We start from the raw sequence: 24,336 nt of genomic DNA, 5'->3' as shown, positions 1-24,336 counted from the left end.
CTGTGAATCAGCATATTATATAAGTCTGATAATATATGTTATGTTGCAAACTCATTCTATTTACCGCGCCTCTGAATTTTAATCACCTCTTGGATTGATAAATTATTTTTTAAAACACAGTGCGGTGTAGTTATTTAAAATTCAAAAGAGTACAATGAGAATTAGGGATTAAATTTAACTGAATGGCATTTCATAGGAGTGTTCTATGTCTACTGCAGCTACTATCATCTTAGTGCTCTTAGGACTCGTCGTACTAGGAGTTTTATGGGGTATTGGGATCTATAACACGCTAGTTCGCCTGCGCAATCAGGTCAATAATGCTTGGAGCCAAATCGACGTGCAACTCCAGCGCCGCTATGACCTCATTCCAAATCTCGTAGAAGCCGTCAAAGGCTATATGAGCTATGAAAAAGGTACGCTTGAATCGGTCATTAATGCTCGCAATCAGGCACAATCAGCCCGCTCTCAAATTCAGCAAAGCGGTGGTCCAACGGAAAGTTCATCCAACGCCATTAAAGATCTGGCTACTGCAGATGCGGCTGTCAGAGGTGCCGTTACAAATATCATGGCCCTCGCCGAAAATTATCCACAGTTAAGAGCTAGCGAAAACATGCAGCAATTGCAAGAAGAGCTTAGCTCTACAGAAAACAAAGTGGCTTTTGCTCGCCAAGCTTACAATGACAATGTTATGCTTTATAACACGACCCAGCAAGAGTTTCCAGCCGTTCTTTTCGCGGCTGCCTTGGGGCACCACCCTGTTGAACTCTTTCAAGTAGACGATCAACAAGCCAAAAAGGCACCTAAAGTCTCTTTTACTTAAATAAAAGAAACACGTTACCTAAGTTTGGCGTAATCGATCGAGATTGCTTTCAAACTTAGGCTTTATGATTGAGATGAGCATAGAATCAAGGAATCGACTATGGCCATGAATTTTTGGGAAGCTCAGCGAGAGGCTAAATCTAAGACTGCTTGGTATCTAACGGTGTTTTTCATCCTAACGATTACGACTGCGGTTTTGGCCGAGTTGGCCATGAGGACATTTGCGGCGGATGGCTACCAAGGTGAATTCCCCTACATTGGCCTAGCCTTTTTAACAATCATCTTGGGTGCTGCGGGCTTCAATTACATGAATTACCTCCAAGCTGGAGGCAGCTACGTTGCAGAATCTGTCGGAGCTCAACTCGTGGAGCGCGACACCATGAATCCAAAAGAGAGGCAGTTGCTCAATATTGTGGAAGAAATTGCTTTGGCAACCTCCTTACCAGTTCCTCCAGTTTACATTCTCGAAGCTCAAGAGATCAATGCATTTGCAGCCGGTACATCCTATGATAATGCTGCGATTACAGTGACTCGTGGCTGCTTAATGGCACTTAAGCGCGATGAATTGCAAGGCGTTCTCGCGCACGAATTTGGACATATCTATAACCGGGATATGCTGATTGGAATGCGTGTCGCAGCCATGATCATGGGATTTTTTATCGTCTCCTACATTGGACTGAGGATGTTGCAAGGACTTTCTTACACCTCGCGCCGCGATGACGAAGATCGCAAAGGCGGAAATCCAATCGCTGCTGTAGCAGTTATTTTTTTATTAGCAGGCACAATCATGTGGTTTTTTGGTTCGATTTTGCAGGCCATGGTAAGCCGGCAAAGAGAATTTCTGGCTGACGCCAGCTCTGTCCAATTTACTCGCAATCCAGATGGAATCGCCAATGCCTTACGAAAAATCCAGCACTACAATATTTCAGACATGCCAAAAAGCGGACAAGCCTTTTCCCACCTATACTTTAATGAACATACCTCATTCTGGCAGCGCCTATTTGCCTCTCACCCTCCAATTGAAGAGCGCATTGCTGCAATTGAGGGAGGAAAGTATACTGATTTAACAGATCTTTCCATGCGCTCCACCCAACGCCCTTCACCGCCTCAGTCCTAACAAAGTCACAAGCTCTTTAAAAGGTCTGTAGAGCTATTTTCTTCATACAGCTCTTTATGAGCCACTGAAGCAATGATATTGAGAATTTGCCACTTAGCATCTGTGTTTCCGTCTTCAGGAAGAGCCCGAACTTTTCTGCTAATTGCTATGCCGCAACGGTTACAAAAAACTTTCTGTCTAATCAGAGGGGTCTTAGTAGCCATACAAGTCAGACATCCCTCTGGCAATGTCATGGTATTTTTCCTCGCCTTATGACCGGCTTTCTTTTTTGATTTTTCTTTTGTAATGTCGCTCTGTTTATAAGGGTTAAGAATTTCATTTGATTGAAAAGACGATAAAGAAAAGTGAGTCATAAAACCTGCTATAGGATAAAATGCTGTTGATTTTTTTATAACAAAGACTGGGCTACAAAACACTCAAAAACTCATTGAATTAACACTATTTTTCATTTTAAAGCACATTCTTTAATGTCAAAAAATACGTGGGTGAATTTGTAAATAGCCGCTATCATGGAAAAGGAAAATTGTTAGATAATAACTTTCAAATTGTAAACGATTTGCATAGCTATGAGGTTCTCATCCCCTATCTATAAGGGTGACTTTGTACAATGAGGTAGCAAGACGTACAAGCTGAAAGTTGTTAAATTTTTTATGAGAAATAATAAAACTTTTACCTTCTTAAATTGCCTCATTATTTAAATTCCTAAAACCCGATCCTAAGACTTACATGAGCATTGATATATTACTTGCAACCTACCAGGGGGCAGCCTTCCTCGAAGAACAGTTGAGCTCTATCTTCGAACAAACACACTCTGATTTTCATTTATGGATAAGAGACGATTGTTCTTCCGACCAAACGCGCCCTCTTATTGAGCACTGGGCCAACTTGTATCCAGAGAAAATTACTGTGCTTCCAAGCGACAAGAATGTAGGGATCGCCCAAAATTTCTCGGAACTATTGAAAGCCTCTAAGGCTTCCTATATATGCTTTGCCGATCAAGACGATAAATGGCTCTCTAGTAAGCTGGAGCGCAGCCTTGCACAAATGCAAGCTTTGGAAAAACAATATGGATCTGCGGTTCCCCTGCTCGTGCATACAGATCTTGCTGTAGCAGAAAAAGATTTAACGGTAATCGCCCACTCCTTTTGGCGCTATATGGGTCTTAATCCCCGTCTAACAGGACTCAATCGCCTCTTGATGCAAAATAACGTAACCGGTTGTACGATGATGATGAATCGCCCACTAGCCGATTTAGCACAGCCAATTCCGCCTCAAATAGTCATGCATGATTGGTGGATTGCCTTAGTAGCCGCTTGCTTTGGCTATATTGGAATTGTCGAAGACCCAACCCTGCTTTATCGTCAACACGGATCCAATGATACAGGGGCAAAAAAATATAGCTTTAGAAAGTATTGGTCGCAATCAAATAAAGACCGGCAAAAAAAGATTGCGTGCTGCCATTGTACGCATCGCCAAGCGCAGCAATTGCTTGAACGCTATCACTCACTTTTATCACCTTCAAGGGTTGAAGTCCTAAAAGCTTACGCCGTTTTAAGGGAACAGAGCTACTTTAAACAAAAGAAGTTGGTAATTAAGCATGGCTTTTTTAAACAAGGTTTAATGCGCAGCTTAAAAGCCTTAGTGAAAAAGGCTTAAAAAACACAGAATATGAAGAGGTTGATGTTCAAATCCACCTAAATGAAATTTTTCTTATTAAATTAAGGTGTTAAAATTTCAAATTATCTTAAAACACAATTATATAAATTGGGAAAATCAAGGAATGGACCTATGGCGGCCATGCCGCCATAGGTTTGAAAAAAGGAATTATTTTCCAAGAACATTTCTAAGAGACTCGAGGATGATTTGGACATTCCTCATTTGTTCAGAACTAAAATCAGCATCAGAATCAAAACCTGCGAGAGCTTGCATAGAGTTAATCTTTCCAACCAAACTATTGTATTTAGCGATAAACACATTTATATCTCCAAAGCGGTCTTTTGGATGGAGCTTGCCATTTGCATCGCGGAAATTTTGCTGTAGTTGGCCATTTTTAACTAAGCCCAGCGAACCAATCGCTGTTTGCAAGTCATGACTGCCTTTAATGATTAACTTCTCTAACAATTCTTTTTGTTTTTTAACCAATGGTGTTTCTACAGGCTCTATAACAATTGGCTTTGGCTGTAGTGCAGCTAGCCTAGCAGCTTCTTCCTGGGATTGTCTTAAGCTCTCTCGTATCGCATCATTCTTATCATCCACCTTTTTCTTGAAAATCTGGAAGTAGGCTCTCAAGGCTTTCACCTCGCTCTTCACAAGAGTTGTTTTGCCTTTCACAATCATCATCTCTTTCACAAGCTCGTCATTCAAAATTGAATTGATCCGTTCTTGCTCATAGCGATCTTCATCATGATTATCCAACCATTCAAGGTTCTCAATCAAATCATCAAATGCACTTGTATCGCGCGTGAATAGGCCAAATTTTAGAGCATCATTGATGAAATCCTCATGGCATTTTACTAGTTGCTTAGGTATTTCAGCGACTCTCGGCGTTCTTAAGCGGGTACCCAGCCTAATTTGTTCAAGCAGGCTTAGTGGTTGACGAGGAGTTTCTGGTACAGTATCTACTGGAGGAGGACTACTTGTCTGAGCAGATGGTTGTGATCCTGTAGCTCCACCTCTTGAAGGATTGCCACCTCCTGAAACTGTTGGAATTCGCGGCTGCTGTGGCGGTGGATTACTTGGTGGTGGCGGTGGTGGATTACTTGGTGGTGGCGGCGGTGGATTACTTGGTGGTGGCGGTGGTGGATTACTTGGTTGTGGATTACCTGTTGGTTGGGGAGGCTGTGCACCCGAAAGAGGGTGTGAATTTTCCGCTTCCAATTCACGAAGACGATTAGTTAAGTTTCGAATTTCTTCTTCTTGCTCATTCCTCTCTCTTTGTCTTTCCAAATTCTCAGAAGGTGCTCCAGCTTCAGAAGATGCTTCTGGGGGTAAACGATGGCTCGTCATTTTATGTGCACGAGCTGGATTCAAAAGGCAAATAAAGGGAAGCGTTACAGCATCAAACAAAGACTGAATGACCCGAATGAGATGGACAAGTGCAGAAGAGAGCTCAAAGTCAGCCGCAATTGCATAGCTCGGAAAAAAGGTCACGGCCAAAGTATTGTAAGGAGAAACGATGATGCCTGTTGCTAGTTTCCCAGCTCCAAGAGAAAGATGAGCAAACGCATCTGCAATCCCGGCTAGGGGGAGAATTGTCAATCCAATAATGCGAGAGGATGGAACAGCCAAGATCGGATATTTGGCCTCATTTAATTGGGCCATGGATTTAGCCACTTCTGCTGTAAGACTAAAATTTTCTAAAACTGTTAAGTTTATATTCATAACAAGGCAAACCTAATTTTTTTATAATTTAAAAACTAATCATTTTCGACGATTCAGTAATCATGTAAAAGAGGTAATAAAAATGATTTAAATTCTAAAATCAACGCACTCTAGCAAAACCATAAAGCATTTAATCTAGAAAATGGTTTAGTTTCCAGCTTCAATATTGCTAAAATCTTTGCGTTGAACCATACTATTCCACTGAGCTACATTCAATCCATGTGAAATCAAAATAGCATTTTCACGCAGACCTGGAGTTTCAGGATTTCTAGACTTAAGCTTAATAACTTTTTCCATTTCTTTTTTAAAGTTAAGGTAATAATTACCTAGATCTTTCAACTCGGCATGGCTAAAAACAACCTTGTCACTGATCGCATTTTGCAAGAGGTGAAGTAGTTGACTCTCCAGCGAGAACTCGATAGGATAAGAACCATTTGGCAACATTGGGAGAGGCTGGGGGTTAGATTCATCATCCGATTCATCGTCCCAACTATCGTCACTTTCAATTTCACAAGCTTGGGTGAAAGCAAAAAAGTCTCCTTCCGCGTGACTTTGAAGTTTAGATTCAATCAGATTCAATAGTTGGCCTACCTTAGGCAAAGCTTCAAGAACGAGATAAACCAAACATTCGTTTTTAAGTATCTCATCATCTTTTTTAGTTAGAGTTATTGCCTTTATTGCCTTTTTTAGAGGCACTGCAGATTTCTTTATGTCCTCTAACATCGACACTCTATCAGCACTAGAAGAAGGCGGGGGCTCTATAACTGCAGGGCTTCCAGGAATCGTTGGAGCCGTAGTTGACATCGGTGTAGGATTCGGCATTGGGGGCTGAGGGACTGGGGGTTGGGGTGGCGTTGGAGGTTGAGGAATTGGCGTGTGCACCACTGTAATCGGAGTCTGCGTCGGAGTTGGTAGCGGAACCCGAATCGGAGTTTGCATTTGTCTATGCTGATCTACACGCTTCAAAGGAGTTGCCATATCAAGCTGCTGCCTTGGATTGCGGAAAGGCGATGTCATTGTCGATGGATTGGATACAGGAGGAGTGCTCTGGGGTGGAACTGGCCCACGCCTTTCTCCTGCTAACCTGATTTGCCTTTTCAACTCTTCAATCTGCCTTTTTCTTATTGCAGCTTCATTCACCTCGTTGATCTCTCTTGCCAATTGAGCTCTAGATAAAGTTGGTGCGGGGGCTTCTCCTAAACGATGATGCATATACTGGTCTGCACGAGCTGGATTCAAAAGGCAGATAAAGGGAAGCACGATCCCATCAAACAAACTTTGGATGACGCGAATGATGTGGACAAGCGCAGAAGACAATTCATAGTCGATGGAAATAGCACCATCAGGGAAAAAAGCCACCGCTAAAGAATTATAAGGAGAAACGATGACGCCCGTTAATATTTTCCCTGTAGCTGATGTCAGATGGGCAAAAGCGTCGCCGATTGCGGCTAAAGGTATCAATACAACTCCAGCAATACGCGCCGTAGGAGCCGTAATAATAAGATACTTAGCTTCTTTTGGTTGATTTAGTTCAGCCAATGTTTTAGTCACACCAGCCGTTATACTATAATTTTCCCAGGTCGTTAAAGTTAACATCTCAATCAAACCTTATTAAATAGAATTCATTAATCTTGTAATAAAACATTAGGGTTGATTATATAAAATGCATTCGATATAAGCTATCAAAAAATGTTTCTTAATAAGAAATTAACAGAGCCTTATAGTTTTTCCTTTAAAAAAGGAACTCAACATTACAACATACCCTTAAAGCAAGAAATAAAGCATGTGTCATTAGTCTGTAGAGCTCCACAATAGTATGTGGCACTTGCTCTTCGCTTGAAAGCTAAAGCTGCATCACCGCTTCCCTTTCTTGCGCTAATTCCTTAAATGCAATTCGTAGAAAAGTACAGTTGAAAGTGTTTTATGAATCATAAGATGCAATCTTCGCGCTCAATATCAAGTTGAGTAGCAGAAAAAATTTGGCAAAAAAAGTGAGCTCTTTTACTCTCTAACCATTTATTCCTTTTCCAGCAGGTCGTGTGATGGCAACAATTCTCATTTATACATCTAATGTCGTAGGTAAAGCCATGGCTGGGCCAGCCATTCGGAGCTGGGAATTTGCCAAATCTCTTAGCCAAAAACATAAAGTCGTGTTGGTCACTCCTAATCAAACGGCAATTGAAGGAGAGGGATTTAAAATTATAGCTAAACGCGATTCAGGCCTAACTCAGTGGATTAAATATGCTGACGTGATGATTACACAGGGTCTAACGCTATCGATGGCTTGGCAAGCCAAAAAATATGGAATTAAAATTATTATCGATGCCTACGATCCTATTCCCTTAGAATTATTAGAACTTTTTAAGCGCGATCCAGACAAGGTTCGAAACGAGCGACTGAATTCTTCTTTGAACCATCTGATTTTCAACTTTAAAATGGCTGACGCGATTTTATGTGCAAGCGAAAAGCAGCGTGATTTATGGATGGGTTTTTTATTGGGACAAAAGCTCATCACATTCTCCAGCTATGACCAAAACAATAGCTTAAGACAACTCATCGACGTTGTCCCCTTCGGCCTTCCGAAAGAGGCGCCCGTAAAAACAGGCCCGGGTCTCCGAGAAAAGTATGGATTCTCGGCTCAAGACAAAATTCTTTTGTGGGGAGGCGGCATTTGGAATTGGTTTGATCCCTTAAGTCTTATTCGCGCAGTTGCAAGCCTTAGCAAGCATCGCTCCGACATTAAGCTCGTCTTCATGGGCATTAAAAATCCCGATCCTAGCGTCCCAGAAATGGCCATGTCGGTAGAAGCCATACGATTGGCAAAAGAATTGGGAGAGTTGGATCGCTCCGTATTTTTCAACCATGGCTGGGTTCCCTACGAAGAGCGGCATAATAGTCTTTTAGATGCTACGATCGGAGTATCTACCCACTTTGACCATCTAGAGACGCGCTACTCATTTCGAACCCGCATGCTGGACTATATTTGGACAAAGCTTCCCATTCTTGCAACAGCCGGCGACTCCTTTGCAGAGTTGATTGATCAGCATAAACTTGGAAAAGTCGTCCCTTATCAGGACGAACAGGCTCTGGCAGAAGCAATTGAAACTTTAATTGACAACCCCGAACAGATGGACAAGATCAAAGCGAACCTGGAAGCTTTTAGCCCCCAATTCCAATGGGATATCGTCATCAAACCCGTTGAAGAGATGATTGCTCACTTTGCCAAACAGCCCGCTCCTTCTTTGCACTACAAAGACCTAAAAACGCTCTCCACATTTGTTTCTAACCAAGTTGCCGAAAAAGGGCTTAAGCAGACGGCTCAACTGGTTTTGAATAAAACATTAAATAACTTTACAAGAAGGCCTTAGACTCTCCCGTGGGGCTTTAATTTTCCGAAGCAAAGGCATTAAGACAAAATGAATGTTTGCGAAAAAAAGGCCTCTACTCAAGTAAAAAAGGCTCCACTATGCCGTTGACAAGCTTGCGTACAATTTCAGAATTGGTTCCATACACACGTCCAGCTCTCCCTCTAAAGATAATTGTTCCAATGTTAGAGTCCTTCAGGAGAATCACAGGTGGTTCCTCATTGGTCCCGTATTGGTCCCGTCTGATGATTGTAAGATAATTATATGAACAGAAGATCTTTCTATGATGAGGCGTTTTGCAAAAGCCGTTACCCCCCCCTTATTCGAGATTGATGAATACTCGCCTCTTGGTCGGTGTACACATCTCCTTTGATTGACGAATGTACAATTGTTACTGGGCCTACTGCCCTAACCGACTGAACATGAGGACATGCATGCAAACTTAATAAATAGATCCTGTCGCTTCTGCCGTTTTGACTAGGTTGGCATTTTTCAGATTCAAATCCCCTTCATGCTTTACCTCATCCCAATATATGCTTAGCGTGGAGTCTTAATAGTCCAATCTACACGATTCGTGCTGTCAAAATAGGAATCAGAAAAATAATAAGTCATTTGTTACCCTCTATGGATTGGCAATTCCTCAATATTCTTCAACCGCTGCTCGACGTACTGCTGATGTAGCCAGTGGGACATTTCTACATCTTCAATGTTTTCATATTTGCGCGTCACACTCTCGTGATGGATTCCTTTAGCATAAGGAGTATATAAACAATAAAGCCCCCTAGCCTCCACTTTAATGGCTAAGTTTGTATCGCTGTAAGCGATGGGATACCAAATTTCGTCGAATCCTCCAATTTCGATAAATAGCTTTCTTCGCATTAAAGCACAAGCGGCTGTAACGGCATCTGTGAGCCGCAAGACCTTTGTCATGATTTGCCTGTCATGCGAAGCCATTTTTTCAGAGTGATTCCAGATCATTTGATTGGCAGGAGCATCTCTTTTACGATCTATCCCACCATGCTGAAGAAGGCCATTTGGATAGAGGAGCTGACACCCCACCATTCCAATTAAAGGCTGTTCGACCCAACGGCACATCTCCAATAACGCCTCTTCTTCCAATTCGACATCATTATTCAGAAAAAGAAGGCTATCACAGTCTTGAGCTGTTTCTGTCCTCATGACCGCTAAATTATTTAAACGAGAATAATTAAAGGGTTCATGCACACTAATGACCTCTCCCCCAAGCTCTCGGATATGCTCTGCGATCGACGTGTCGCGGCTTGCATTGTCAACGGCTGTAATATGAACGTGGACATGCTTTTGCTTAAGAATACTTCGAATCGTTTTAAGCGTTAAGTCTTTTTGATCCTTATAAGGAATGATCACCTGTACTTTGGGAGTTCGCATCAACTCCGGCACCGCTCGGTAACTATTGGGCAGTGCTCCCGCTGACCATTTCCATGACAGCTGTTTGGCTTGCGTATAGACTTTTAACTGCTCTTCAAATGAAACAGTGCGCTCTTTTGATAAAGGATGAACTGTCCTTCTTTTGGCATAAAGATAAAAAGGCAGATGGCGGAAAGCAGCGCCAACGCTATCCAGCCTAAGAGCTAAATCCCATAATAAATCTTCATTTGGCACGGCCTGCATTCCCCCTGCTAACCCCCAAAGGTGGCGCGGAATTAACAAGCTTCTTCCAAGGGCATTGTAAAAAAGATAGGGAAAGGCCAAGCGATGGGGTTTTTGAATCTGCTTGCCAGGTATCGGATGATCTTCGTCATTGATCTCATATTCGTCAGTGTAAAGGCAAACATTCTCTCTTTCTTTCAATAAACGAAGCAGTTGTTCGCATCGAAATAAAAAGTCGGGGCGAAGCCAATCATAGGGATCTAAAACAAAGAGAAAGTGCCCTTTTGCTTCTTGAGCTAAGCTATTCAAAATCTCATGAGAGGCTGAAGTGGAATAAGCAAAGGTATTAAGCCTTTGAGGAAAGGCTTCCTGACATTCCTTAATAATCTTTTCAATCTCTTTAGATAAACATTGCTGAGCATGGCCAATCAAAATATCTAAATGCGGAGCCGTTTGTTGAAGCGCCGAAAGAAGCATTTTACGAAAGAGTTCGGGATTGGGTTGAAAATAGAGCGGAATTAAAATGGAATAGGAAAACAGAGCTTGCTTAGGCAAGAGCGCATGCAAACCTGCCGTAAGGGTCCGTAGTTTTTGCATGCGAGGGCCATGCAAATCGCCTAAATCGCGGTAATCCTTTTCTAATGTTGCTCCAAATGATTGAAGATGCCGAAAAAGGTGCTTAGCAAAACTTACGCAATGAGCTTTGATAAGATTTGCCCTGTATCCCTGTCTTAAATAGGCAAAAGCAGGCCCGATACAGCTTTTTAATAGTTGATAAGCGCGATTTGAGTGATGAATAATTTTCATAGTTTGAGAAATGGTAAAAGAGTTGAATTGCAGCCAGCATCTCATACAATACACATTTTTAATGCAAAATGTCTAGCACCCCATCAAAGCGTCATTTTAAAAGATACAAAGTGGAAAGCCTAAGGAGCCTTTTATCCAACCCTAAAACACTTATTATTAGCAACTAATCTATCTTCTTCACTCCCCAAAAGAGTTGCTAATATTTTTTTAATGCAAAAATGTTTAGGTTTTGGCTATATATGCAAAAAATTAATACAACATCATAAAAACAGTTAATTTTAGGTTCTCATTTAATTTATTAAGATTTACCCCAATCTAGCAAGCATATGTTATTTAATTCTTATTCTTTTCTGCTTCTTTACTTGCCAGTAGTCCTTACAGGTTTTTTTGGGCTAGCCAAGCTACGCCTGACTCAGGCTGCACGTGCTTGGCTTCTTTTTTCTTCTTTATTTTTTTATGCCTACTGGGACATCCGCTTTTTACCTCTTTTACTCGCTTCAATCTTTTTTAATTATGGGTGTGGTAAGACCATTCTGCAGGCCTCGGAGAGGATAAAAAAAATTATTTTATGTCTTGGTGTCGGTGGAGATTTAGCCCTACTTTTTTACTTCAAGTACTATAATTTTTTCTTAGGAATGTTTACTGACAATTCATTGATCGAAGTCCTGCTCCCCCTTGGGATTTCCTTCTTTACCTTTACCCAAATCGCTTATTTGGTAGATGCTTATCAAGGCAAAGCCGATAGCTGCGATATTATCTCGTATGGTTTATTTGTCACCGTTTTTCCTCATTTAATTGCAGGGCCGATTTTGCATCATAAAGAGATGCTCAAACAATTTACGCATCTACGCATGTATGTTGTTTCCTGGCCTCATATTGCACAAGGCTGTTTCTTGTTTGTCATTGGAATTTGCAAGAAGGTTATGATTGCCGATCATCTAGCTGTTTTTGTAAAACCCGTTTTCGATAATGCTTTTGTTGAAAATATAGCCTTTGTGCAGGCCTGGTTTGCGGCTCTTTCGTATACATTGCAGCTTTACTTTGATTTCTCAGGCTATTCAGACATGGCTGTTGGCTTAGGGTTGTTGTTCAATCTACATCTTCCCATTAATTTTAATTCTCCTTACAAGGCCGACTCAATCATTGACTTTTGGCGGCGCTGGCATATTACGCTCTCCAACTTTTTAAGAGACTATCTATACATTTCTTTGGGTGGGAATCGCCAAGGCCAGATTGCCAAATGGCGCAACCTTCTACTAACAATGCTTCTTGGCGGCCTTTGGCATGGAGCTGGCTGGACTTTCGTTGTTTGGGGAGCTTGCCATGGCTGCTTTTTGGTCATTAATCACCTCTGGCGCCATTTTAAACTCTCCATGCCTCGCATGCCTGCCAAAGTTCTTACTCTTCTAGCTGTCATTTTTAGCTGGGTCATTTTTAGGTCGCCAGATCTGCCTTCGGCTTTCAATATCATTAGCGGTATGCTTGGTCTGAATGGAATTGTTTTACCTGTAAGCTATGAAACACACTTGGCTTTTTTAAAGTCATATGGTGTGCATTTTATCAACTTACTAGACTCAAACTTCCGATTCTACGACATTATCATTTTAGCGACCCTTTGTGCAGTCGTGTTGTGGCTTCCCAACTCCAATGAATGGCTGCAGCGATTTAAGAAAAATCCGACTATTTGGGCTGTTCCCTGTGGATTGCTGTTTGCATTGGTTTTCCTCCAACTAGACAGCTTGGCAGAATTTTTATATTATCAATTTTAAGGCGGATCAACTTCTGTGAACCAACATTCTAATCGCCGTTTTGTGGCCATATTTTTGCTCACTTTTGCGATTCCTACTCTCTTCGTAGCATTGGTCAATTGGATCATCGACCCCTTTGACTTTTATCGATCGCCTACTTTACAATCGGTCAATGCGGTCAAAGTTAGTTTGAGTACGCAACAGCGATTATACCGTTCATTGGAAATGGTACGGCAGAACGTTGACGTCTTTTTTCTTGGATCTTCGCGTGTCATGGCTGGCATTGATCCTGAAGACTTTAATCTGCTGACAGGAAAAAAGGCCTACAATGCCGGTTTTGCCGGCGCTAGCATGGAAGAGATTTATCATTACTTTGAACATCTCCTTTATCATCAACCTAATTTAAAGACGGTGATTGTTGGCTTAGACTTATTCGGTTTTGGAAAAAACAAAAAGCCAGGTGTTGACTTCTCATTGGAACGCCTTCAAAGTGGTGTTTTTAGCTTGAAAAGCTCGCTATCTCTCTTATTTAGCAAATCTGCGCTAAAAAGTAGTTACGAAACATGGAAAGAAAACCGCTCTGAACAGGCAACCCCCTTTTTTCTTGCCAACGGATTATACAATCATCCACCTGTACCTTCAAAGCCTAGCGGCATGCGGTTACAAGAAAATTTCGAATTCTTGGAGGTGCTGTTTTCCTCCACAGATGTTTACCGCTACTATCGCTTGGACCAAGAAAAGATCAACTGCTTTCAAAAACTTGTGCAGCGTTGTCAGGAAAAGGGAATTGAACTAAGAGTCTTTATTTCTCCAACCCAGGCTATTTATTGGGAAGCTCTATATCGTAAAGGGCTATGGCCTGTTTTAGAAGAGTTAAAGCGCTCCCTTAGCGCCATTTATCCTATTTGGGATTTTTCTGGGTTTAATTGTGTGACAACTTCCTCTCTCGAAGACAAGCAATCACTTTACTATGAATGCAGCCACTATAAGCCAGTTGTTGGAAAAATGATTTTGGACAAAATCTTTAATGAGGCAAATGCTGCTGTTGATTTTGGATATTTGTTAACGTCAAGAACTATCGAAGATATTTTAAAAAACATTCGCGCTGATCGCAAGCAATGGATCAATGCAGAGCCGGCTCTACTGGAAGCAATGCAAACCTTCTATCCTTTGCACGACTAAAAAAATCTGCATATCAAGCGAACAAGAGTTCAACGCAGAGACGGGGAAGCTGAAAGACGCAGAGATAAAGATTCCAATAGCAGTAACATATAAAATTGTAAACTACGTGATCTAATGCGCCTCAATAGGATTGTGGATCGTAAAGTAATCGTCTAAGTAAAAGCAACAGAAACGGTGCTAGCTGTAATCAATTTTGGATAAAGCTGCTTCATAGATGGGTGAAACGGGGTATTCCCTCTGCGTCTCTCGGACTCCCCGTCTCTGCGTTGAACTCTTGTTCGCTGTCTTTACAGATTGGTAAAACAATTCACCGAAATGCTGAATGATAGTGAAAAATAGCTTACCCTTAAGCTAATGCGGCTTATGTTGATGTTTGGGAATTCCTTCGGCCCGATTAAAGAGGCATTTTTCAATCATATAATCGAGTGAAAAACGACCCGGTCCAAAGGCCAATATAAACAGGCAAATTAAAAGAAAATTGAAAGGAGCTTCTGATACAAACGTGCTTGGATTGTAAAAAAAGGTTCTTAATGATTCAACATGGGCAGTTGCATAGGCCGTGATCATCGTGATGATGAGTGGAATGGCAACCAGGCGTGAAGCAAATCCCAAAATCAGACATAGTCCGCCAATAAATTCAGTTCCTGCGGCCAAGTAGGCAAAGAAATGTTCGTATGGGAAATTCAGCTTATGCAAAATGTCGGCAAATTTATCGATTTCAACCAATTTTCCCCATCCAGCTCCCATAAAGAGAACTCCCCAATAAAGTCGGCATAACAGTAGAAGAGGAGATTTGAGAAAGCCGCCTAAGTAGATTAAATATTGATACGCTTTTGTCAGTGCAGTAAGCATATTCTCTTTCCTTATTTTTTTATAAACTGAGGTCTTGGTTGCTGTAAAACAAACGAAGCTACATCGATGGCTTCATCTTCAGATAGCGTGGCATCTTGAAAAGGCATATTCCAATAAATAAAGGATGACATCATATCTAAGCGACTCATGCCCGCTCCATTATTGAACGAATTGGGTCCCCATAAAGGAGGAATGCTCTTGCCTTCGACGGCTGTCAATGTGGCTCCCCCTTCTCCATTTTCCTTGTGGCAAGGAGCGCAATAAGACATATAGAGCTTCTCTCCTTTTTGAGGGTCGGGCTTATGTTCGCTCTTTAAAAATTTCAATCCAAGCCATGGAATGTTTTGCATGTGCTCAACTTCCTTAGAAATCCACTCCAGATAAGCGACAATGTCTTTCATTGGTTGGGAATGACGTGGAAGAGACTTGCCGTTCATGCTTCTTTGAAAGCAGTTATCGATGCGGTCTTCTATTGCGATGACTTTATTATCTCTTTGCGAAAATCTTGGATAGGCCGTTGTCACACCAATCAAGGCGATCCCTCCATTTCTTCCACCAAGTGTATCGCCGCCTAAAAAGTGGCAATTTGTGCAAGAGAGCTGATTTTTTGCATAATTTGGTGCATAAAAAGGAGTGTTCATGATAAGACGGTACCCTCTCATGACACTATCGCGAATGTCAGGCGGAGCCTGTTCCGGATCCATCAGATCCACACTATAGACTGTATGCGCTTGAGCAAGAGCCAGTTCGTGCTTAAAAGAGCAGCGGTCGTAACATTCTATCTCACGAGCTTTGTGCTTAATGGCTAGAAAAAGGGCAACTCCCAAAAGAGCGGCTAAAAAAACAGTAAAATATTTGATCATGTCAGTACACGTTGAGGTTTGATTGCATTATAAAAACTTTTTTGCAGAAAATGGCAAGAAAGATTTACCATTTGTGATTTTTAAGGAGCATTATGTCGGTTGGTTCAATGATAAAATGGGGTGGTTATCTAGTTTCCGTGCTTGTTTTCATCTTCGGTACAATTCTTTTCTATAATGACACAAAGAATTTATTGAGTAGCTTATCGGCAGCCATTCTCAGCGCTTTATTAGTCTTAATTTCTTTTATTATGATCAGTTGGCTTGCTCAAGTCTTTACCAAAAAATAACATCAACTTTTAAGGTAGGTTTTAAAAAGTGAAACTTCTTCATAAAACTTTAGTCCTTCTCTCTTTTGCAGGCTTAGGTTTCCAATCTTTAGAGGCAAAGTCTCTTGAATTTCTTTTCAATCACACAACGCAAACCCATGATGGTTTAAAAGCCTTATTTAACCCCCAAATAAGCAAAGATACAAAAAGCGAAACGCTTTATTGCCAAGAATTGACGATTGAAAATAAAAGCAAAGAGGTTTTATATGGCTGCTACCCATCTATCAACAATCAGACCCTGTTTACTTTAGACTCTTTAGCAAAGCAAATCGCTCAAGAGCCTTATCCAGCTCTGGCTCTTTTCAAGATTTGGAACCAATCACTGACAGTCGTGGAAAATAATTCAAATCTGATTCAAGAAGATGATCAATACTCCCCACTTGATCTATTGAATTTTTTTGGAACATGCTCTAAAGAAGAATTTGCCTATCAGTTCATCAAACTGTGCCACCAAATTGGCATTCAAACGCGAAGCGTCAATCAACTAAAAGAGCCCTCTTTCGATTTTGCTCATGAGCATGGGTGGATTTATTGCGATCTCAATTCCCAGCAAATTTATTTTGCCTTGGACAACGAGACGATTGTTTCTTCTGAATCCATCATGGATGATCCTTTCCTAGCACTTCGTACAAAGCACAGCCGCTACGATGCGGATGTCGACTTCAAAAAAAGCTGGGAAAAACTAGCAAACTTCGCCATTACCCATCCATTTTTTGCAGAGCATGAGAATCTTGCCGCCAAGGATGCCCATTCCCGCTCCAAAGGTTTTGATATCTATCCGCAGGAAAAGCTTGTCTACTTCACACCTGCTACTCGCGAGCGCCTTGCAGCAAGCGAAAGAGAAGTTGAACACGTCATCAACTGCGAGCAAAGAGGCCTTTCCTGGGAATATAGCTCTCCCTTGCCTCTTAAATCGCTTTTTAATAAAACAGCCTCTGCAGTTTATTTAAAAGATCAGAATGTGACAATTCAAGCTGGTGAAACGTTTGTTTTCCAAGGAGAGCTCACATTTAATGTTTCTATAGAAACAAAAGAGGCTGATGGACAGCTCATTGTAACATGCATGTGTTCAAAAGCTGTTTTCCCAGATCTTAAGTCGGGCGATAATGTAGTCAATCTTGGCGGAAAAGGCGATGCAAGCTCTGTCCAAATTACTTGTGATGTAAATGAAAATCTGGAGAAAGAGTCTAACGCAAGCATTAAAATCCTGAATCAAATCTCCCATTTTGACTCTTCCCCTCAGTTCCTATTGGAAGACAGCTCAGAAAATCAGTGTGAAATGATGTGGTGGCAAATTTCAGCTGATCCATCCTTTAAGGTTATTCCTTCCAATTTTGAGCAAATTGGGCCATTTACTTCGGAAGTCATGCTCTCAGCTATTTCAGAAACGTTCTTTAACGCCAATGAAACCTACTATTTTCGTGTAAGAGCTTGCGTCAACGGAAAATGGAACAATTGGTCAAGTCCGTTTGAATTTACACTCTTTAAACCAGAACCCATTACAGCTGTCGAATTTGGCAAAATCGATGATTACTATGAATTAAATTGGGAAAGACTCTATACTCCTGATTCTTCTTCTGAATATTTAATCTTTGGCTCAAATTCATTAGACTTTCTTCCAAGCATATACAGCGACTCTCAAGTCAACTCCATGATGGACGGAGAGGTCACAGAAGCCGAGCACAATCAAAATCTCGTTGCGATTACAAAAGATCTCAAGATTGCCGTCGATGGCTCTCTTGCTTATTACAGAATTATTGTAAGACAGGGCGGATTGCTTTCCGTTCCCTCTCCAATCATACACGTTTATGATGATGAGCTGATTCAGCCTCGTAACGTATTGCAAGTGGTTGAAGAAGAAGAAGGGCACCCGCTCTTAAAGCGCGTTCTTTTACGGCCAAGCTATCCATGGACACAGATTTCCCTTCCAAAAGTTTCGGCTCCTTCCGACGTTTTTGAAAATGGACTGCTCCAGCTCCACTCAGCCTTCTTAAGGGCCTCTGTTTTACCGTTATTTGAAGTAAGAGCGTATCAGAAGCCTGCCTTTGTGACTCAAGAAATCTGGGAAGCCGTACGTCCCCATTTTCTGCCAGAGAATCATCCAGCCAAGTCTAAACTTGACCGCATGTTTTCTGCGACTCGCGTCATTCAAACACCGGAAACATTTAGAAAAGCTGGCTTTAAGCGCAACCGTCCGGGCCGTTTCAGCCGTATCATGGCCTCTTCACATCCTGATTTGCCGCACTATTTCATTAAAGCATTTGCCGATAATGAACTGTCTGTCAAAGCCGAATGGTACAAGTTTCTTCACCGCATTGAAGGCGCGAAATGTGTAAGAGAGTGGATTGCCAAAAACAAGCTCCAGTCGACATTTAGCGTTCCCAACAAGTGGATTTATCCCTTGCCAGAAAATCCGTCGCCTCCAAATAACTCTCACTTCTTGCGCAAAAATTTTATCCTCGTAGCCGAGAATATGCGTATCTTGGATCACGAGAAAAATGAAAAGGCTTATAAGAATAAAATGACCCGCAAGCTGCTAGATGACATCTACCGCTTATTCGACGATGTGGGTCTTTATGATTCTGTTTATGCCTTCAATGTGCCCTTCTGCAAAGATGGGAAACTGGCGACAATTGACACGGAATACCACCATCGCTGGCCAGTGCCATTCCATAAATTGAAAAAATACTTTTCAAAAGACATGCAAAAGTATTGGCAACACTTGATTGACAATGGCGGCCCTAAAGGACACATTAAAAAGGGTGGTCGTTAACAACTTTATTGTTATTTCGGGGGCTTCACCCCCGAAATAACAATTTGAAGACTCCGACACCGCGATGGGCATTGGCTAACAAGACCTCTCCACTCATCTTTCGAATTCCACACCCGTTCCCGAGCCTATAGCCCATCCAACTATTCACCTCTTTCTAGCTACGCTTTAAAAATCTTTAATCTAAAAGTTCTTATGCTTAAACATCTCTTTCTTGCACTTTTGCCCCTTCTTTGCATGGGAGGAGTCAATGCTTCACCCCATCTTCAATTGGATAATCGCACCCCCGCTAGTTTAGACGATCTATTAGACGATCCTTTTTTGACGCTGCGCCACTTTAGCCATTCACTTGACCAGTATTCAGGTTTAATATCTGCCTATAAACGATCGGCTTACATGCAGATGAGCGAAGACTGGCCGCTTGATGTGCGCTTTCATGAACCTACGTGTTCAAATGAAGTGGGCGACTTACGTCTCACAGGATTGGACTCATTCGATCACTGCAAACCAACCTTCCAAGTATACGTTAACGATTCCCCAAACCATACCCTTCTTTGGTGGCAGCTCGCGGCCAGTCCCGATTTTAGCAGTGATAGCCTCATATGCAATCGAGTCACCCCCTTGACAATGACTCTCACTCTTTCAGACCTTGAAGAGACCTATTTAAACAGCAAGCAAGATCTCTACATAAGGGCGCGCACCAATTGCAGCGGCTGGTCATCTCCTCACTACTTTCAAGTTTCAAAGCCTGCGCCTGTTACAGCCGTTTCTTTTAGCAAATACGACGATCTCTTCTATCTTCTCACATGGGAAAGAGAGGCTAATCCAGAGGCTGACTACCTGATTTTCGCCTCCAATGCGCTTGATTTCATCCCCTCAACTTACGTTGACACGCAAGTGAATGCCCTTAATGATCACTCCATCACGCAGTGCGAAAACAACGAGAATCTTGTTGCTATTACTAAAGATTCCTCTTTATTGATCGATGGACGCTATGCTTATTATCGCATCATCACTCGCGATCATGGTCAACTTTCCATCCCCTCGCCCATAATTCGCATTTATGATCAGGCATTGAATCTGGCCCGCACTTGTCTTAAGCAGGACCCAAACAATGTCTCCCTATGCGAGCGCGTATCATTACCCTCTTGCCACAATTGGCGGGCAAAAAATGCCTATTCATACAATCCCTTTGTTCCTTTAGATGATTGGAATGCCCTTCAACCCTATTTTCTGCCGATCAATCATCCCGTTAAAGATAGATTGGACCGCATTTTTACAAAAAAGAGGGCGACAGCATCGAAAGAATCCTTTGAGGCAGCAGGCTTTGGAAAAATTACCTTAAGACAGCCTACCAATATCGTCGTTGGAAAGAACCCCGAGCTGAAGGGATATCTCGTTAAGGCTTACTTAGATTCACAACCCGATTTCATCGAGTGGGGGAATTGGCTAAATCGCATTTTAGGCGCAAAGGCTATTAAAGAAAGCATCAAGGTGCATGGATTCAAAGATTTTTTGGTCCCTCAAAAGTGGATTTATCCCTTGCCAGAGCATCCCTCGCCCCCAAGCAAACTCGGTTATCACCGCAAAAATTTTATCTTGATTGTAGAGGACATGCACATCCTTCATAATCAAGAAACGCTAGATAAATACAAAAAAAAGATCTCAAAAGGGCAATTGAAAGGGCTGTACACGCTTTTGTCAGAGCTTGGACTCATCGATTCTATTTTTCCAGACAATATTCCTTTCACCAAATCGGGGAAAATCGCTTTTATTGACACTGAACATCACCATTTATGGCCTGTTAATTATCAAAGGTTTAAACAGTTTTTATCGCCTACAATGCAAGAGTATTGGCAAACTTTAATCGACCAAAAATAGTTAAAATTCTATAGATAGAGGATATTCCTTAGCAAAAAAATTTAAGTTTTAGGTGATACAAGAATTCAATTTGTGATGACGGGTGAAGGGCGCTTTTCTTCTTGCTTCTTTTAGTGTCCGGACAATCACAAATCAGCCAATAAGAAGCACTTGTCACAATTATATCAAATAAGGAGTGTTTTTCATGACAACAGTAAATGCAATAATATCAACAGTTGGAACAACTCATCAACAGCAGCCCTCAACCTCTAGAAATAAAAATAAAAATAAACTGCCTCCTCAACAAGAGCTAACGAGTGGTAAGTCTCAGCAAGTTGCCTCTAAAATAGAACTTGGAACCCAGCTTAAAACCAATGAAGAGCTTAATTTAAAAGAAAGAGCCTTTTGCCTCTCACTAGAGAGTGAAAAGAAATTCCAAATAGCAATCAAGAATGCAATCTTTTTTCTAAATGGATTTGTAGCTACTATTAAAGGTGATAATCTTGATTATAAGTCTGATGAAGCAAATCTATCATCCGAGAAAGTAGCCATTTATAAGGAGATTCAGGAAAGAGATCATAAAAACTATGTGGATACAGCTAGCAGAACAGATGATTTGAAGATAGCTATTCAAATGAGAATAACAGCTTTAGAACAGGCTGCCTTAAAAGCTAATTTTGAATCCGCCCTATTAACACAGGCCTGTGTTGGAAAAGAGAGCAACTTTGTCACAACTTTTCTGGCTCTGGATTACAAGTATGGAATTCCTTATCGCCTTTCAGAAGCGCGCCAAGCCCTAGATGCACGTAATAAAAAACTGCAATGCCAAGAAACTGATTTGCAAACAACAAAAGAGGGCTTGAACCAACCGTCAGAAGAGCTTCAAGGCTTAAACACACTGTTGGCAAAGACTGTCGCCTTAAAAGAGGTTGTTACGGTCTATAATGAAACGTTTAAAGACGAACGATTTGCCGCATTAAAAAAACAGGTCTATTTTGCTCACTTGCATTTCTTGCTAGAGTTTGAAAAAGAGTTCTATGAGAAGAAAAATGCCATTACACAGCGTCTCGAACAATTGAACACAGCCATTGAGCGGGAATCGCTTAACAGAGACTCACTTCTTTTGCCAGTGCTCAAATTTGAAAAACTGGCTATTGAGGACAGCGCAACTCGAATGAAGCTTCGCCTGAGAGAAATTGCTAAATTTTTAGATGCTTATAAGGTTAATGAAAGTGAAAAGCCTTCAGAAATTAAAATAGAAGTTCTGAGCGGTGAGCATGAGCAGGTGATGAATCTATTAAAGCGGATTGCTAGTTTTAAAGAGAATGTACTTAGGGACAATGTCGCAGAAGTAGAATTATCTATCGAGCAAAGAAAGCATCTCTACTCAAACTCATCCCATAAGCTGGCTACAATCACTACAACAGTGACAGAAGTTAAACAGTCTTATGAAGGGAGAGTAAAAGTGTTAGATGCACAAGCCAGAGACTATCTAACGGCCATCGAAAAATTAAAAAGCGGGATATCGCAACTGCAAGAAGCGTTAAATAAAACGGTTGACGCGACTAAAGAAAGGCTTCAGTGGAAACTTGAAACAGAAGTCAAATCTGAAGTAGAGACTGTTCAACAAGAGACTCAAAGCTTTTTTAGCTACTTTACCTCTTGGAGAAAGGCTTCAGCGACAGATGTACGAACTGTTATGCCCCCCACTTCACTCGTAACGAATGCAACCTCTACGCTAACCTCTAAAGGCATGAATAGCGATGAATCGATAGGTGAAAAAACTTTGGTCTAATTTGTAGATGTTTGACTATGGGAATCTGGTTTGAGGGATCACCCCTTAAACCAGACTTTAAAGCGTTCACTTAACCACATTAAAGTTGGAAGAAAAATGGCCCACATCCCACCAATCACAATAAAAGTCAGAGGCAATGGTTTGAGTAGACTTGCGCCCCCTAACCGAACGGCTGAAAGATAGCTGAAAGGTCCCCCTATCGCCCCTAGCATAGGGGCTAAAAACCACTTCTTGTGCATCCACGAAAAGAGCGGAATATTGACAGCCACTAATCCCCATAACAAAAAGATCCAAAGCGGCGGCAACCATGGAATGGAATGAAAGGGAGTATGGTAATTCAAAAGACCTAAATAGCTATATAAAATGTCGGATAAAGGCCCTAATAAGCTGACGACAATAAGTAAACTAAAGTCTGCCTTGGGATGAGACGAACGATATAGCTGATAAATGATAATGGCAAAAACTGATCCCAAGCCATACAAGGGACGTCCAAGTGCCACATCGTTCAAGCACCAACACCACCCGCCATAAAAAAGAGCTGTACTAAACACCCGGTCGAATGAAAGAAACTGCACGGCGACACCCTATTGCGACAATTTTTGAAAGCAATTGATAGAAAAAATAACCAGTTAAAATTCCAATCCCCGTATAGCTTAATCCTTCTAAGGTTAAATTTAAACCCGGCTGATACGCTGCAAATGCTGCTTTGGCGATGGGATAATTCAGTTCAGTAAAAAAAACGAAGGGGCGCCCTAAAAATGAACTTTCAGTGAGATGAGTGAGTGCCTGACTGAGCTCTTGCCAGCGGCTAACCATCCCCTGCATAAACTCCCCTTGCCGGACAAAGTCTGGATCCCCGTTAATGACAAATTTATGAATGTATTCTTCCAACGTCTTCCCCGAATTAGCCGCTACCTGCCGCAATCCGTCCAATAAATGATTAAGCTCACTAACGTGTCCCGCCAAACGCTGCGTATATTGCTGCATGAACTCTGGTATCTGGCTTCCTATGAAGGCCCCCATAACAACAAAGAGCCGATCCAATATCCGATCCATTAGCTGCCAACATTTCATCACGCTCATATCCTTATTAAATTTTTTGCACCACCCTTTCAGCTAATCGTATTTTAACCATCTTCTGACAAAATGGAAATAAAAGATTTTCAGACAACTTTAAAAAAATCAATCTATTTCCAGTAGTTAAAAATCAACAATACAGACATAAAATATTAAAACAGTGAAACAGCATCATCCCTATTTTCAATCTCGAATGGCGTGAATGAGCATGAGATTGAGCATCCTGCAATAAAATGTCATTTAGACAAGCTTCCCTTGAAGCTCATTTATCTGATTATCGATCATTTAGCGCTTCAGGCAACAAGCCAAGCTGTTTTTTAGCAAGATTGCCGCTTGCAATCGGAACTCCCAAAGGCTTAGAAATCCACACATTTTCGCACTTGCTTCACTTTTTAGAAATCGTCAATAAACAACTCTACAACTTAAACCTCAATCAATTTGGACTACAAATTGATGATCGGGCGTTAGCGCAAATTGTAGAACTCTGTCCAAATTTAGAAGGGCTCAATGATTTTCAATCATTAATGTTCATAAATAAGTACCCAATTAAATTTATATTAAATTTCATCAAGACCTATTCCAAATTATACAACACAGAAATTATTTGTTAAATTTTATTAAAAAACAACCAAACGAAAAATAAATAATTCCATCTAAATATTTCAATAAAAACAAATTAAATAAAATTTAAATAGACATATCAAACATTTTAATTTATACTTATTTTGATTTTTAACTTTTACTA

The 24,336-nt window shown here is 41.2% G+C and carries 20 protein-coding genes; 11 read left to right on the top strand and 9 right to left on the bottom strand.

The genetic code is table 11. The annotated features are described in order from the left end of the window. Positions 1-205: 205 nt before the first annotated feature. Positions 206-820, top strand: coding sequence for a LemA family protein (locus PNK_RS05975; RefSeq protein WP_032125613.1), 615 nt, complete (start codon positions 206-208; stop codon positions 818-820). Positions 821-919: 99 nt separating this feature from the next. Next, positions 920-1,936: a M48 family metallopeptidase gene (locus PNK_RS05970; protein WP_231909307.1), complete on the top strand. Its 1,017-nt coding sequence runs from the start codon at positions 920-922 to the stop codon at positions 1,934-1,936. Between the two features lie 5 nt (positions 1,937-1,941). On the opposite strand, the gene PNK_RS05965 is transcribed toward PNK_RS05970, so the two are convergent. After that, positions 1,942-2,352 (bottom strand): hypothetical protein, encoded by a 411-nt coding sequence (locus PNK_RS05965; RefSeq protein WP_158021722.1) that lies wholly within the window; start codon positions 2,350-2,352, stop codon positions 1,942-1,944. A gap of 310 nt (positions 2,353-2,662) precedes the next feature. Between PNK_RS05965 and PNK_RS05960 the strand changes: the two genes are divergently transcribed. Further along, positions 2,663-3,592 carry a glycosyltransferase family 2 protein gene (locus PNK_RS05960; RefSeq protein WP_059060922.1) on the top strand — a complete coding sequence of 310 codons (930 nt, stop codon included), beginning with the start codon at positions 2,663-2,665 and terminating at the stop codon, positions 3,590-3,592. Between the two features lie 168 nt (positions 3,593-3,760). Here the strand turns inward: PNK_RS05960 and PNK_RS13685 are convergent, their stop codons facing one another. Next, positions 3,761-5,317 (bottom strand): hypothetical protein, encoded by a 1,557-nt coding sequence (locus tag PNK_RS13685; RefSeq protein ID WP_059060920.1) that lies wholly within the window; start codon positions 5,315-5,317, stop codon positions 3,761-3,763. A gap of 147 nt (positions 5,318-5,464) precedes the next feature. Continuing rightward, positions 5,465-6,913, bottom strand: a complete 1,449-nt coding sequence (locus PNK_RS05950) for a hypothetical protein (RefSeq protein WP_059060919.1) — start codon at positions 6,911-6,913, stop codon at positions 5,465-5,467. A 446-nt stretch (positions 6,914-7,359) separates the two neighbouring features. On the opposite strand from PNK_RS05950, the gene PNK_RS05945 reads away from it, so the two are divergent. Beyond that, entirely contained in the window at positions 7,360-8,685 is a 1,326-nt protein-coding gene (locus PNK_RS05945) for a glycosyltransferase (protein WP_059060916.1), read from the top strand. A 73-nt stretch (positions 8,686-8,758) separates the two neighbouring features. Here the strand turns inward: PNK_RS05945 and PNK_RS13880 are convergent, their stop codons facing one another. Together PNK_RS13880 and PNK_RS05940 are read right to left on the bottom strand one after the other, a co-directional pair. Then, entirely contained in the window at positions 8,759-8,890 is a 132-nt protein-coding gene (locus tag PNK_RS13880) for a hypothetical protein (RefSeq protein WP_269446528.1), read from the bottom strand. Positions 8,891-9,297: 407 nt separating this feature from the next. Continuing rightward, positions 9,298-11,163 (bottom strand): glycosyltransferase, encoded by a 1,866-nt coding sequence (locus tag PNK_RS05940; RefSeq protein WP_059060914.1) that lies wholly within the window; start codon positions 11,161-11,163, stop codon positions 9,298-9,300. Between the two features lie 281 nt (positions 11,164-11,444). Here PNK_RS05940 and PNK_RS05935 point away from each other — a divergent pair, with 281 nt between their 5' ends. Both PNK_RS05935 and PNK_RS05930 read left to right on the top strand, forming a co-directional pair. Beyond that, on the top strand, positions 11,445-12,887 hold the full coding sequence (locus PNK_RS05935; RefSeq protein ID WP_059060912.1) for an MBOAT family O-acyltransferase: 1,443 nt from the start codon (positions 11,445-11,447) through the stop codon (positions 12,885-12,887). Positions 12,888-12,902: 15 nt separating this feature from the next. After that, positions 12,903-14,048 (top strand): hypothetical protein, encoded by a 1,146-nt coding sequence (locus PNK_RS05930; protein WP_059060910.1) that lies wholly within the window; start codon positions 12,903-12,905, stop codon positions 14,046-14,048. A 351-nt stretch (positions 14,049-14,399) separates the two neighbouring features. Here the strand turns inward: PNK_RS05930 and PNK_RS05925 are convergent, their stop codons facing one another. Together PNK_RS05925 and PNK_RS05920 are read right to left on the bottom strand one after the other, a co-directional pair. Next, positions 14,400-14,900 (bottom strand): DoxX family protein, encoded by a 501-nt coding sequence (locus PNK_RS05925; protein ID WP_051981975.1) that lies wholly within the window; start codon positions 14,898-14,900, stop codon positions 14,400-14,402. Between the two features lie 11 nt (positions 14,901-14,911). Then, the gene (locus PNK_RS05920) at positions 14,912-15,763 is read right to left on the bottom strand and encodes a c-type cytochrome (RefSeq protein ID WP_051981974.1); all 852 of its coding nucleotides are present in this window, start codon (positions 15,761-15,763) and stop codon (positions 14,912-14,914) included. A 92-nt stretch (positions 15,764-15,855) separates the two neighbouring features. On the opposite strand from PNK_RS05920, the gene PNK_RS05915 reads away from it, so the two are divergent. The 4 genes from PNK_RS05915 (at position 15,856) to PNK_RS05900 (ending at position 22,514) form a co-directional block, all read left to right on the top strand. Beyond that, positions 15,856-16,050, top strand: a complete 195-nt coding sequence (locus tag PNK_RS05915; protein ID WP_032125604.1) for a hypothetical protein — start codon at positions 15,856-15,858, stop codon at positions 16,048-16,050. A 28-nt stretch (positions 16,051-16,078) separates the two neighbouring features. Further along, positions 16,079-18,862, top strand: a complete 2,784-nt coding sequence (locus PNK_RS05910) for a hypothetical protein (protein ID WP_059060908.1) — start codon at positions 16,079-16,081, stop codon at positions 18,860-18,862. A gap of 192 nt (positions 18,863-19,054) precedes the next feature. Continuing rightward, complete coding sequence (locus tag PNK_RS05905; RefSeq protein WP_059060905.1) at positions 19,055-20,740, top strand: hypothetical protein; 1,686 nt, start codon at positions 19,055-19,057, stop codon at positions 20,738-20,740. A gap of 184 nt (positions 20,741-20,924) precedes the next feature. Then, a complete protein-coding gene (locus PNK_RS05900; protein ID WP_059060903.1) occupies positions 20,925-22,514 on the top strand; it encodes a hypothetical protein in 1,590 nt (529 codons plus the stop codon). Between the two features lie 38 nt (positions 22,515-22,552). Here the strand turns inward: PNK_RS05900 and PNK_RS05895 are convergent, their stop codons facing one another. After that, positions 22,553-23,089, bottom strand: a complete 537-nt coding sequence (locus tag PNK_RS05895) for a DUF2878 domain-containing protein (RefSeq protein ID WP_079992826.1) — start codon at positions 23,087-23,089, stop codon at positions 22,553-22,555. Then, entirely contained in the window at positions 23,058-23,588 is a 531-nt protein-coding gene (locus tag PNK_RS05890; RefSeq protein WP_051981972.1) for a DUF2937 family protein, read from the bottom strand. Before PNK_RS05890 ends, PNK_RS05895 begins: the two co-directional genes overlap by 32 nt. A gap of 236 nt (positions 23,589-23,824) precedes the next feature. Between PNK_RS05890 and PNK_RS05885 the strand changes: the two genes are divergently transcribed. After that, complete coding sequence (locus PNK_RS05885; RefSeq protein WP_059060901.1) at positions 23,825-24,202, top strand: hypothetical protein; 378 nt, start codon at positions 23,825-23,827, stop codon at positions 24,200-24,202. Positions 24,203-24,336 lie beyond the last annotated feature (134 nt).

Origin of the sequence: Candidatus Protochlamydia naegleriophila, from assembly GCF_001499655.1 — a bacterium.
GTDB classification, from domain to species: domain Bacteria; phylum Chlamydiota; class Chlamydiia; order Chlamydiales; family Parachlamydiaceae; genus Protochlamydia; species Protochlamydia naegleriophila.
This window is presented reverse-complemented; position numbering and strand designations above follow the sequence as displayed.